At 48.8% G+C, this 12,505-nt stretch carries 8 protein-coding genes and 3 pseudogenes; 7 read left to right on the plus strand and 4 right to left on the minus strand.

The annotated features are described in order from the left end of the window. Nucleotides 1-1,155, plus strand: a 1,155-nt coding sequence (locus BG74_RS06875; RefSeq protein WP_187202756.1) for a translocation/assembly module TamB domain-containing protein, incomplete at its 5' end; no start/stop codon positions are given. 437 nt (nt 1,156-1,592) lie between these two features. On the opposite strand, the gene ppa is transcribed toward BG74_RS06875, so the two are convergent. Both ppa and fbp read right to left on the minus strand, forming a co-directional pair. Continuing rightward, nucleotides 1,593-2,123, minus strand: coding sequence for an inorganic diphosphatase (ppa, locus tag BG74_RS06880; RefSeq protein WP_066597474.1), 531 nt, complete (start codon nt 2,121-2,123; stop codon nt 1,593-1,595). A 152-nt stretch (nt 2,124-2,275) separates the two neighbouring features. Next, a pseudogene (gene fbp, locus BG74_RS06885) lies at nt 2,276-3,266 on the minus strand (class 1 fructose-bisphosphatase). 187 nt (nt 3,267-3,453) lie between these two features. On the opposite strand from fbp, the pseudogene mpl reads away from it, so the two are divergent. Then, nucleotides 3,454-4,824: pseudogene (gene mpl, locus BG74_RS13820) on the plus strand (UDP-N-acetylmuramate:L-alanyl-gamma-D-glutamyl-meso-diaminopimelate ligase); the annotation flags it as partial. A gap of 1,414 nt (nt 4,825-6,238) precedes the next feature. Here the strand turns inward: mpl and argR are convergent. Continuing rightward, entirely contained in the window at nt 6,239-6,709 is a 471-nt protein-coding gene (argR, locus tag BG74_RS06895; RefSeq protein ID WP_066597475.1) for a transcriptional regulator ArgR, read from the minus strand. Between the two features lie 437 nt (nt 6,710-7,146). Here argR and BG74_RS17600 point away from each other — a divergent pair, with 437 nt between their 5' ends. Continuing rightward, complete coding sequence (locus BG74_RS17600) at nt 7,147-7,374, plus strand: lactate/malate family dehydrogenase (protein WP_073961126.1); 228 nt, start codon at nt 7,147-7,149, stop codon at nt 7,372-7,374. A gap of 1,197 nt (nt 7,375-8,571) precedes the next feature. Then, nucleotides 8,572-8,955 (plus strand): DNA-binding protein, encoded by a 384-nt coding sequence (locus tag BG74_RS06905; protein ID WP_439895702.1) that lies wholly within the window; start codon nt 8,572-8,574, stop codon nt 8,953-8,955. Between the two features lie 870 nt (nt 8,956-9,825). Here BG74_RS06905 and ispB read toward each other — a convergent pair. Next, entirely contained in the window at nt 9,826-10,797 is a 972-nt protein-coding gene (gene ispB, locus BG74_RS06910) for an octaprenyl diphosphate synthase (protein WP_066597476.1), read from the minus strand. Nucleotides 10,798-11,060: 263 nt separating this feature from the next. Between ispB and rplU the strand changes: the two genes are divergently transcribed. From rplU to BG74_RS20785, 3 genes and pseudogenes are all read left to right on the plus strand, one after another. Then, nucleotides 11,061-11,372 (plus strand): 50S ribosomal protein L21, encoded by a 312-nt coding sequence (rplU, locus tag BG74_RS06915; RefSeq protein WP_066597478.1) that lies wholly within the window; start codon nt 11,061-11,063, stop codon nt 11,370-11,372. Between the two features lie 22 nt (nt 11,373-11,394). After that, nucleotides 11,395-11,652, plus strand: coding sequence for a 50S ribosomal protein L27 (gene rpmA / locus BG74_RS06920; protein ID WP_066597482.1), 258 nt, complete (start codon nt 11,395-11,397; stop codon nt 11,650-11,652). Nucleotides 11,653-11,913: 261 nt separating this feature from the next. Further along, nucleotides 11,914-12,505: pseudogene (locus BG74_RS20785) on the plus strand (EamA family transporter); the annotation flags it as partial.

Genomic DNA, 12,505 nt, shown 5'->3' on the forward strand with positions numbered 1-12,505 from the left:
CAGCCACAGCTGTACGGTCAACTGGGGGTGGAACGTCTGGTTATCAAAGGTAATTTCATGCCCTTTGCCATGACCGACAGTAGCTTGGCGCTCTCTTTCACCGGGACCCGCTCCACTCTACAGGGGCTTATCAGTACCACCCACGGCCAGGTAAACCTCAATGGCGACGCCGACTGGGGCCGAATGATGGCCTGGCGCGCGCATATAAATGTGCAGGGCAATCGGGTGCGTATCACTGTGCCCCCCATGGTACGACTGGATATGTCGCCGGATATTGTGTTTGAGGCCACGCCGACGCTATTCGCCCTCAGTGGCAAGGTCGATATTCCCTGGGCGCACATTGAAGTGAAAAATATGCCGCAGAGCACGGTCGGCGTCTCTAGTGATGAAGTGCTGTTAGACGATAATCTGCTGCCGGTAGCCGATAGCGACAGCGGCGCCGCTATCTCCATTATCTCAAACCTGCTGGTTCATGTCGGAGATGACGTGCGACTTGACGCTTTCGGCCTAAAAGCCAGGCTAAAGGGAGATTTGAAAGTGGTGCAGGATAAGCAGGGGCTGGGGTTGAACGGGCAAATCGATATTCCCTCCGGCCGCTTCCAGGCCTATGGACAGGATTTGATCATCAACAAAGGGCAGTTGCTGTTTTCCGGCCCGGCTGATCAGCCTTACCTAAACATCGAAGCTATACGCAATCTGGACTCCACCGAGGATGACGTCACGGCGGGGGTACGCGTCATAGGGTTGGCCGACCAACCGAAAGTGGAAGTTTTTTCCAATCCGGTTAAATCGCAACAGGAGGCGCTGTCTTATTTATTGCGCGGACAGGGTCTGGATGCCTCTGGCGCTGACAGTAATATGATGACCTCCATGTTAATTGGGATGGGGGTTGCGCAAAGCGGGCAAGTTGTGGGTAAAATCGGACAAGTATTTGGTGTCCGCGAGTTAGCGCTGGACACGCAGGGGGTTGGCGACAGTTCCCAGGTCGTGGTCAGCGGTTATATCGCGCCAGGTCTGCAGGTTAAATACGGTGTTGGTATTTTTGACTCACTAGTAACGTTAACGCTGCGTTATCGTTTAATGCCAAAATTTTATCTGGAAGCCGTGTCTGGTCTAAACCAGGCGCTAGACTTGCTCTATCGGTTTGATTTTTAATAATGCAAATTATTGTTTACGTTATTATGCAACGTAAACAGAGAAATAGTTACCGGATTACCAGTGCCCAATGGCTAGTAGATTACACTGTTCCAGGATACGCGCTTTACGATCTCTTCTATTATCCGGCAGTCGAGTTGGTATCCGGCAGTCGAGTTGGGTAATGGCGCGGTCTATGGCGGGGTGTACCGCATTGATTCCACCACCCTGACGGAATTGGGTGTTTGCTATGCACCAAAGCGGCGAATACATGCGGATCCTGATCGGTATGCCATACGGTAGCTCCTGGATTTATCTTTATTAGAGACCAGTTACCGATCTTACGTTGCTGCCAGGAAGGGGTTGGGTACGCCGTACGCCGGCATGAGAGCGGCCCCTTCCGACAAGGCGGATTAATGACCAAAAAACCGCTCGGTGAGCGGTTTTTTTTGGCGAAATCATTTCTTCTTGGCGCGCGCAAAAGAGGAGAGAATTTCGGCTTTGGCCGCTTCGGCGTTATCCCAACCGTCGATCTTCACCCATTTGCCAGCTTCGAGATCTTTGTAATGCTCGAAGAAATGAGTGATTTGCGCCCGCAGAAGCTGCGGCAGATCATCTACGTCTTTAATGTGGTCATATTCTTTGGACAGCTTGGTGTATGGCACCGCTACCAGTTTGGCATCTTCGCCGGACTCATCAGTCATTTTTAACATGCTGATCGGACGGCAGCGCACCACGGCCCCAGGCTGCAGTGGATACGGCGTCGGCACTAGGACATCCACCGGATCGCCATCCAAGGAAAGGGTGTGGTTGATATAGCCGTAGTTACAGGGATAGAACATCACGGTGGACATGAAACGATCGACAAACAGGGCGCCGCTTTCCTTGTCTACTTCGTATTTAATGGGGGAAGCATTAGCCGGAATTTCAATGACCACATAAATATCTTCCGGGAGATCTTTGCCTGCCGGTACTTGATTTAAACTCATATCGTTTTCCTTAAACTTTCTAGTAGTGGCGAGACAGCTAGCTAGTATAACCGATTTTCCCCGCGGTACGCAGGGTGCCCGCGGATAGGATCACGCTGTTGCGTCGACTAACGCGGAAGCCGCGCCTGGCATATGGCGCGGACGTAGAGTATTCAGACGTTGTCTGGGTAATTGCGGATAAAATCGTTCAACGTCATTAAAATAGACTCTGTCCCGATAAAAAACGCGGAATACTAGTACAGCTAGCGTGGCTCAATATCCAGTATTCGATTTTACCGCTGCTGGCCTTGTGCCACCAACATGCTCGGCCAGAAACGCTATCGGGTTGTACTCATAGGATAATCGCAGATTATCATTGAGATGGGTCGAGGTGCTTGGATAGGGATAAATGCCGCCTTTGAGTAAATTCCGATGAAAATCGGAAACCAGCGAATCGATGTAGCGCGAGGTGTAGGGAGGGGTGTTGGGTGGCTTTGTCCATTTCATGGCAATATTTGATGTATTTTTTCACCCAGTTGGGGAGAACTTTATCTTAATTTAGTTGCCATCATTGATGTAATATATCTGCCTGGTCGTGGGAAAGTCCACGTTTTCATGAGACAGTCAAAATACCCCAGCGACGGATAGTGGATAAAGTCGTGTACGCCACAGCCAGTAGTGTACGCCAGTATTGAACCGTAGATCGCGTAGCGGGCAGTGAGTTGTTTATTGCTGGGCAAGGAAGTCTTCTTTGGTCACTAGCGTACCGACCGGCTTGATGCGCTGATAGATAGAGAAAATAGTGCCAATCGAGACATTGACATCGATATTGGATGAACCGTCCAAGGGATTCATCAACACCACACACTCGCCACTTTCCACCCCTTCAAAGACGACAACTTCATCTCTCCCTCAGAGGCAATGCCCGCGACCTATCTATGGGCTTTCAGTTTTTCGTTCGCGAAAAAATCCAATATCATGTGTGGACTTCGCCCTGCACGTTTTCAGTTCCGCTGGTGCCAAAGGATACCCACCAATCCTGCTTTGTTGATGTCACGGTGAATGATTTTAGCTCGCCGAAAGTAACACGGTCAACTCGCCGGTAACATGCGGAAAATCATGCTGCTTCTCAATCTCAACAATAAACTCGCCTAACGTTTTCATGACACATTTCCTGAACTTTAAAAGGACCGTAAAGCTACGGGTGAAAAGCGGTATAATTTTTTACCGATACCAGTTTCTATCCATCCAGTTTAGCCTAAACAGATTACCAGTACATCATCAAATACTATTTCTATCAATCGGGCCTGGGCGCTAGAATAATAGAATAGGCGGCAATACGCGGCTAAAAATGGAAAAATTATGTGCATTTATTTTTGGTATCTGCGGCACCTTTATGATGGAAATTCTGGCGATGCTGGCTTATTCTCTGGTGCTTGAGGTCACCATATCGGATGATAATGTTTATCTGCCGATGAGTACGCTGCTGTAGGAGCAGGGAGTTGGTCTGATTTAAGGTTACAATCCAACGCAGTTTTATCCCGCGCCGAATTAGGTCATTATCGCCAACGCCATGTCGCGGGGTAATCCCTGCATGGAAACGGTATTGGAGAGAGGCATCTCCTATATGTACAGCCCGTATTGACTGCACGATCACGTGCCGACGCCGCGCTGGGTGATCGCCGTTGCCAGCACCCACGGCAAGACCACCACAGCAGGTATGGTCACTTGGATCTTGGAGGAGTCTAGCTATCAAACGGGCTTCTTGATTGGCGGCATACTGGGCAATTTTACTATCTCCGCCCGGCTTGGCTACGGCCTGTTCTTCATGGTTGGTAGAGGCAAATGAATACGATTGCTCCTTTTTCGATAAATAGTCCAAGTTCGTCCGTTACTGTCCACACACCCTTGTTCTGAATAACTTGGAATTCGACCAAGCCGATATTTTCGATGATCTCAAAGCGATCCAAGAGCAGTTCCCTCATCTAATGATGCTGGTGCACACGGCAAAGGAAAAATTATTTTTCCCAGATAATGACATTAATCTTAAACACACCTTTGCAATAGGATGCTAGAGCGAAACGGAATACGCCGGCTAAGGAGGGTAACATGGCGCGCGAAAAAAACCACCCCGGACGCTAGTGGTTTCGAGGCGTATTTTCACGATGAGCCTGTTGGCGCAGCAGTTGGCAACCAGTGAGCGAGCATAATATGAATAACGCCCTGATAGCTATTGCACGCTGTTCGCCATGTCGGAGTACTGCCGGGCGCTGGACTGCTTTATTAATGCCCGCCGGTGGCTGGAGCTTAAAGGTACCGCTAACGGCGGCGATGGTTTACGATGATTTTGCCCATCATCTCACCGCGATCCTGGCGACGCTTGCAGCATTGTGCAGCAAAATAGGCGGCACAGCGCGGATTCTGGCGGTACTGGAATCTCGTTCCAACACTATGAAATGGGGCTATCCAAAAATGAGTTGGCACCATCACTCGGGCGCGCTGAAGAGGAGTTTCTTTGTCAGCCGTAGCATATTTCCTGGCAGGTGAGCGAAGTGTCATAGGCCTCTGCGTGCAATCTGCGTACTGCAGCGCCGATGTTGATACGCTAGTGAAGATGATCGTAAAAACCGCTCAGCTGGGAGATTTCATCCTGGTGATAAGCAACGGCAGTTTTGTCGGTATCCATAATGCCAAGCTACTGGATCAGTTGATGCAAAGAGCCGCTCGCCAGGGCGGGAAAAAACCTGCGATCGAGGGGAGTCGTCTTCTAGACGATGAGGGAATCATCAAATTGCGATGGGTTAATTCCGGACACAGAATTAACTGAGGGTCGCCGAGAAATTATGTGGGTTGATGTGGTTGATATAGGTTACAGAGAGTGTGTCATAACATGACACACTGCATATTGTTGCCAAAAAGTATGCCCGATCGGTAGCACTGATCTGCCAGGCGCTGTCGCGAGCAACTGTCCCAGTTCTGGAAAACTGACTTACTTGTATAGCTGGGGTGGTAGCGTGCTAGTTGCTGTGTTCATAGGATTCGGTTACGCGGTCGCGCGGCGCCCTCTCGCGTCGGCCTCCTGATTCAGCGACTGATGGATGTCGCTTAGCGCACTGTCGATACCTTCTAACCCTAACGCTGCTCATAGGCTGCAAATCTTGAGCCTGCTGTAGTAAGATAGAATCCGCGGCGAATGTGTTGAAGGACAATGCGGAATACACTGTCGTTAAAGGTAACGCCGTTTTGGTTTTCATCGCCTTATTCCTCATATAACGCTTTACCTAACTCGGATTATGATGCTTATTACGAAGCTAAGCATATACTAGTAATTAATAATTACTATTAGTTTAATAACTATTTTTAATTAAACTTTAATCTTAAAATTATATATTTTATGATAAAATGTTATTAAACATGAGCGTATTTTGTTAATTTTATATAAAATAATATACATAAGTTGATGTGGCTAAAAGTACGGTCTGAGATAGTATTTCTCACTATATTATATATAATATCCATTATTTCTGATATGTGAGCAGGTATCATGCTATTTACTAAGGTGAAAAAATAAAAAGAGTAAAGTAATTTTAATAAAATGCAGTTTTTCTTACCGCATTTAGCACTGTGAATAATGGCGGGATGATAGGGCGTGAGGGCTCTGCTCATCCACCATAAAGTATGGGGATGCGCGTTACGCATTTGGGATAATGTGCTAACACGTTTCATATCCTCCTCAGGAAGGACAGCACGACGTTATAGATTACACGTTCGCTGGAACGGTGCGTCTATATAGAGGGGCCATATTCGCTAGGATAGTGTGCCGGGGTCGGTTGTACGTTCGCAGGAGTCGCACGCGGATGCGTGTCGCGCATCCGCGTGAATCTCGCGACGATAGGGCGCGGTAGCTTCTAGACATCAAAGTGACCGCTGGGGATGGGCACTGGCGAAGGGAGTGTTAAACGTCGAATTGAGATCCTTTATCCCCTGGGGCACGTTAGGTTTTATACCGTATCGAGTCTCCCGACCTGTAAGCTTAGCTCTAGCGGGTTGGCGGCGACAAGCTCTGACAACGCTGCTGGCATAGCACATCCTTGCGCAGTCGGTCTTCTCTACAGAGAACGCGAGCCGCGGTGGAATTAGAGCTCTTGGTTAAAGTAGACCAGAATAAATTCATACAGTCGTTTAACTGAGAAGCCAAACGCAGGCGTGGTAAAGATCGTATCATCGCCGGCGATAGTGCCGAGGATTCCTTCTGATTTTCCCAGCGAGTCCAGCATCCGGGCAATAAGTTGTGCTGCACCAGGGCTCGTATGGATGACCACCAGTGCATCATTATGATCCACATTCAGCACTAGATTTTTCAACGGGCTGCTAGTGGTGGGAACGCCAAGCTCCGCCTGCAGGCAATACACCGTTTCCATCTTGGCGTTGCGGGTGCGCACAGCGCCGAATTTAGTCAGCATACGCGAGACCTTGGATTGATTAATGTTCTCAAAGCCTGCCTCCTGCAGCGCAAGCACAATCTCGCCCTGAGAGCTGAATTTTTCCTCTTTCAGCAGCGCCTTGAATGCCTTGACCAGTTCTTCTTGTTTCGATTGATTTCGCATGTTTTACCGCAGATTAAACCGATTATGTAATGGATTATTATGCATAATTAAATTGGATTGCAGTCGGTGACAGCTTTCACTGTCCATGGTGGATGAAAAGCCCATAACTTGCAACCCACCTTGTCAATGGCCTGCTTCTACACACACTGTCGCAATCCTAGTGTTAATCAATTGTCTTTATTAGGTGATACCTTTTATACTTTTCAGTAGAGTAATAGATGCTATTTTCCTAGGGATATAAGGATATTACAACAATAGTAGCACTGCTAAGCTCAGCAGGCAGTATCAGCTAGGCGCTAGAGATGCTTCTGCTTACAATTGTTTACCCTAGAATGGGAAACTCTCGTTGTATGACATCACTCCGGTAACAACGGGGATTGTATGGATCTTAACCACATTCCCTCGCCGGTAGAAGGTGTGTAGTTTTTGCGGTTCAGATGTGCTCCATTGTTACTGAGCGCTGTGATATAATGCTGATCGTGGCCGGCGTTCCCCAGCAAGCACGGGTATGGATCGCGCGGATCTTGTTTAATATTAATGCCGGCATTGTGCGGCATTTGGTCGGCCAGGTGGCGGTATGTGCGCCTCAGGCGCTGATCGGTATCGTCACTAATTCGGTGAATACCCTGGGTTGCCATAGCCGCCGACATGCTGGCGCAGGCTAGGGTCTATCAGTCGTGAAAGCTTTTTGGTATCATCACCATTAACATCATCCGCGCCAGCAGTTACTCAGCGGCCATGAAGGGCCTGCGCCCGGATCAAATAAAATAGAGGCGCCGGTGGTAGGCGGCCACTCTGGCGTTACCATTCTACCTTTGCTATCGCAGGCGTCAGGCAGCATCACTTTCATTGATTAAGAAGTGAATCTCCTACGCAACGTATTCGCAACATCTGCACCGAAGGCCAAAGCCAGCACCGGATCTACCACTCTTATATCATGGGTAATAGCCGCTACCCGCTTTATATTATCGCTGGCGCTACAGGGGCAGAAGGAGATAATCGAATGTGCCTATGTCGAAAGCGAGTTGGTTTTTTCTGCTTTTTTCTAACCGCTACTGCTGTGGGGCTTCAGGACACTAGTGCGTGTCGGCCGTTGGGTATCCTCAGCGACTTTGAATAGCAGGTGCTATAAGGTATGCGCTCGGCGAATAGTTCTCGCAGCAGTAGTAGCCCATCACCGTCGTGAGGATAAGGCGCTGCGATCCTTACATCGGTTTAGATCTTCATTATCCATTGCCGCCGAGTGCAGTCTGTTATTTGCCGGCGAAGCCGGCAATGTTTTATCGGGCATATTGTCCCGGTTGGGGCATTGCCGCGCCGAGGAGTCCGATAGGGCCCTGCGCGCCCCGGTGAGTGTAGTGGCTGCATTGCCGGCGAAAAGGGATGCCTCTTACGCCACGTAGTGATTGTCTCGATTTCTCTTAGAGTGTCAGTGAGGGATTAAATTTGTGCTAGACAGTTCATCGCCGACGCGGGGAAACAATAAAACTTTTCCTTATGCTAAATACTATTTCTGATTTGATTTCTGTGTCTAAAACTTAGCGGTTACGCCATTTTCTTTCCGCTTTTTTATTGGTTATTCATTTTCACTTAAAACTTATTTATTAATATATATAATATATATTAATTTTGTGTTTTTTATTCTAATAGCTGGTATTGATCTCATTTTTTAATGCCACCTTTGATCCAATGCGCTTTTTTTGTGTTGTAATTAGCGTTACGACAAGTTTGTAATGTTATACATTAAATGTTGTCGTAATAGCGGAACGGGAATCAAAGGTGCCGTAAATTCCACAGTACCTGCCTAGGCCGTGCGATGGCGATAGCGCCAGGCTATCACCATGACAAGGAGGGGATTAAAGATGGAAATAAAAAAAGAATGGATTGCAACGCATGAATTGATTGGGGTAGGTGGACTACCCAAAACACGACAGGGACTGAATCGGCGAGCTAGAGAGGAGGGCTGGCAAAAAAGGCGGCGCGAGGGCGCGCGCGGCAAAGCGGTAGAGTATGCCTGGCACAGTTTGCCGGACATGGTGAAAAAGACGCTTTCATTAAGGACTACCCCGGCAGAGCACCAACTCTCCCCACAGGAGGCATCGGCAACCTGGAACGAAATTCATCGGCAACTTTCCGATGCAGAACGCGATTTTATTGTCTCCTTTATAGTACGTGAGGGTGTGTTGAACCTGTTAAAGCGTCTGGACTATTCCGAAGAACCGGTTAACGACATCAGGCCGGAATAAAATAATGCGCCTGGGAAGGTATAACCCTCCCCGGCACTGAGGGTTAGTGCTAGCTTATCAGGCTTTTCCTATCGAGTCATTGATTGGTTTCCAAGTCAACATAGCGACTGGGCTATATTGCTGAAGGATGGATCTCCAGCACATCGGCAATGAGCTATTCGCCTTTGTGCCAGGGACGGAAACTCCGCCGCACGCCAGGGAGGTTCCGTATTTACGGAGCACTGCAATGATATCAGTATGGTGCCAGTATGTATTCCTTTCTCTCATATTTTATTCCTTACGCTTTAAGACAAACGCTGATTAATAGTATAACTAACTAATTCATATAAAACTATATATAATTTGTTATATAAGTCGAATTCGAAGTGAAAATCTTATGAAACAAGCCTAGTTTAGCACGTAGGAACCGCTGTCTATTGCCGGACAGCCTATAAGTACCCGTCAAGGGGCTCTTTAATCTTGCCAGGCGTGAAAAAATGGAACCGGAGGCGTAGAAGAGGGGTGCAGTAACGGGGAATGGAGTATACATTCCATAGCTTGCCATAGCTTGCCATAGCTTGCCGTAGGTGGTGTAAGAAGCGCTGATGTACTGGGAAATACGGGATAGTGATGATGTCGAGTGGTCGCCAGCGAGAGGGTGTCCGTGGCCCTAGCGACCTAGATAACCATCTACCGGCATCTGATCGTGGGAGAGCGGGAGAGGGTGATTATTTTTATCATGCGCGAAGGCATCGCCGCGTTTATCGTACACGGCTTGGGAATACACAAAGAGTGACGGTAGGCACCACGACCGCCTTATGTCGCTAATTTCCTTACAAAGACATAAATATTCCAAATATATTCCTTTTATATTATATTACGATTAAGCGATCAAGCGCCGCGCTGCACTGCTACATAGGCCAGACCCTCTAGCGCATCGCGGTAAGGGGAGGGCGACAGGCAGTTCAAACAGGAGATAGCTTTGTCCGCTTCCTTTTCCGCGCACCGGAGGGTATACCCTAGGGAATCGCATTGTCGCATGGTTTCCAGAACCGTCTCCAGCAGATGGCGTCCATTGCCTTGCTCGATCGCCTGGCGAATTAGTGTCGCCTGTTCCGGCGTGCCGTTGTGCATAGCGTGCAGCAACGGAAGCGTCGGCTTACCTTCGTTTAGATCATCACCAGTATTCTTACCCAGCGTTTTCCCGTCTGCGCCATAATCCAGCAGATCGTCGATGAGCTGAAAGGCTGTACCCAGATAACGGCCGTAATCGCGCAGCGCTGCTTCCTGGTAGGTATCGGCGCCGGCCAGGATGGCGGAGGACTGCGACGCCGCCTCGAACAACCGCGCGGTTTTGCTATAGATAACCCGCATATAACTATCGATGGTGATATCCGGATCGTTGCAGTTCATTAGTTGCAGCACTTCCCCTTCAGCGATAATGTTAACCGCCTCAGACATCAACTTAAGCACCCGCAGGGATTCCAGCGCGGTCATCATTTGAAAAGCGCGGGTATAGATGAAATCGCCGACCAACACGCTAGCGGCATTGCCAAAGGCCACGTTGGCCGTCGCTTTGCCGCGGCGCATGTCCGATTCGTCCACCACGTCGTCGTGCAGCAACGTGGCGGTATGGATGAATTCAGTCAGAGCGGCGACGGTGACATGCTGCTTGCCTTGATAGTGCAGCACGCGCGCCGCCAGCACAGCAATCATGGGCCGGATGCGTTTGCCGCCGCCGCTGATGATGTAGCGGCCGAGCTGATTTATCAGGGCGACTTCTGAGTTTAACTGCTCGCGAATTGCCGTGTTAACCTCCGCCATATCCTGCGCGGTTAGTTCAGTAATTTGTTCAAGATTCATTATTTTCTATCGGTTTTTAGGTACACCGTCAGTGTAATGCCGTACACTGGACCGGATGGCGGAAAGAGTGCTACTGATTGTACTTGAAAAACGTAAGAGATAAATGGCGATGAAGAAACTGCACCTTTTTCGCTTTCTGTATGTATTCTGCACTTGTCTTTAGTAAGATTCTTTCGTACAATCAGCGCTCTATCCTGAATATTTATAGCATGCTCTAGACAATTACATATTGAGTGTGCGGAAAGCGGAAAGCGGAGTTTCTTATGTACGCGGTTTTCCAGAGTGGTGGTAAACAACACCGGGTGAGCGAAGGTCAGACCGTTCGCCTTGAAAAGCTGGACATCGCAACTGGTGAAACTGTTGAGTTTGATCGGATTGTGATGATTGCTAACGGCGACGACATCCAGATTGGCGGTCCTTTCGTAAGCGGCGGCAAGATCACAGCGGAAGTTATGGCTCACGGTCGCGGCGATAAAGTGATGGTTGTGAAATTTCGTCGCCGTAAGCACTTTTGCAAGCATCAGTGCCACCGTCAATGGTTCACTGACGTTAAAATAACCGGTATTATCGCTTAATAGGAAGAAGGAGGGCAGATTCGTGGCACACAAAAAGGCTGGCGGCTCCACACGTAATGGTCGAGACTCAGAAAGTAAACGCATGGGCGTTAAGCGCTTCAGTGGCGAAGCGGTAAATGCCGGCAGCATCATTGTCCGGCAGCGTGGAACGAAGTTCCACGCAGGGGCCAACGTAGGCTGCGGCAAGGATCATACGCTGTTCGCTTTGACGACGGGTAAAGTCATGTTTGAAGTGAAGGGCTCGAAGAACCGTAAGTTTGCTAGCATCGTTGCTGAATAAATTTTCCGTTCTATGATTGTCGAGTGAGGGGGGCTCCGTGCCTAATCACAGAGATTTTTTTCCGCTGTTTTACGCTCACCGTTTATCATGAAAAATACGCAGCGGACTGGACAGCAGGCGGACTTCGGCATTGCGTTCGCCTTAAGTCACCGCCATGCGCTGGGGCTCTCGTTCCCTAGCGCTATGAAGCAGGGTGAGTTGGGTTCTAGCCACTGTAGAGCTCTACACCGTAGCTTAGCACCATTTTAATGGCCGGTACGTAGCAGGGCTGGGCTGCCGTTATTGGCGCTGCTATTGCTCTCGGTAAGCGACCGAGAGCTTTTAGGCTGCTTTTTCTTTTTCAGTAAGTCGCTGCAATATTTGAATCCAACCGCCTTAGGTTATCCGCCGGATGTCGCCAGTGGGCATATGATGCTGGCGAGCGTCGTCGTTTTGAAAGAACACATGAGAATTACACAGCTGAACATGAGCATCACACAGCTGATTAGTGCCATCATGTTAATAGGCGGTCTGCTGATTTTTTTCAACATCAGCCTGCGTGAAGTTTATCCGCCTGACCACTAATACCCTGAGATGATTTTAGCTGTTGCGCAGTGATGGTATGGGTGAGCTATGGCGTGGCGTAAAAAGTCTTGCTGCGGCGTATGGCGTCGCAACAGGTTCTATTATTTCTGTATATTTTATATACAATAGTGCTATGGAAAATCCGCTGACGCTTCTGCAATAACCCGGCGGTCAGCTGGTTTGTCTGTTGTTATGCGGCCTGAATACGCTGGTGGAATATGACGCACTGATAGGCGGCGCAAGTGAGTGCTATCATTATTACCTTATTACCTTATTACCTTATTACCTT

Origin of the sequence: Sodalis-like endosymbiont of Proechinophthirus fluctus, from assembly GCF_001602625.1 — a bacterium.
Classification (GTDB): Bacteria; Pseudomonadota; Gammaproteobacteria; order Enterobacterales; family Enterobacteriaceae.

Coding starts and splice junctions, on each gene's coding strand:
- ppa (WP_066597474.1), bottom strand. CDS start 2,123: ATGAGTTTAAATCAAGTACCGGCAGGCAAAGATCTCCCGGAAGATATT.
- BG74_RS17600 (WP_073961126.1), top strand. CDS start 7,147: ATGTGCTCCATTGTTACTGAGCGCTGTGATATAATGCTGATCGTGGCC.
- rplU (WP_066597478.1), top strand. CDS start 11,061: ATGTACGCGGTTTTCCAGAGTGGTGGTAAACAACACCGGGTGAGCGAA.
- ispB (WP_066597476.1), bottom strand. CDS start 10,797: ATGAATCTTGAACAAATTACTGAACTAACCGCGCAGGATATGGCGGAG.
- BG74_RS06905 (WP_439895702.1), top strand. CDS start 8,572: ATGGAAATAAAAAAAGAATGGATTGCAACGCATGAATTGATTGGGGTA.
- argR (WP_066597475.1), bottom strand. CDS start 6,709: ATGCGAAATCAATCGAAACAAGAAGAACTGGTCAAGGCATTCAAGGCG.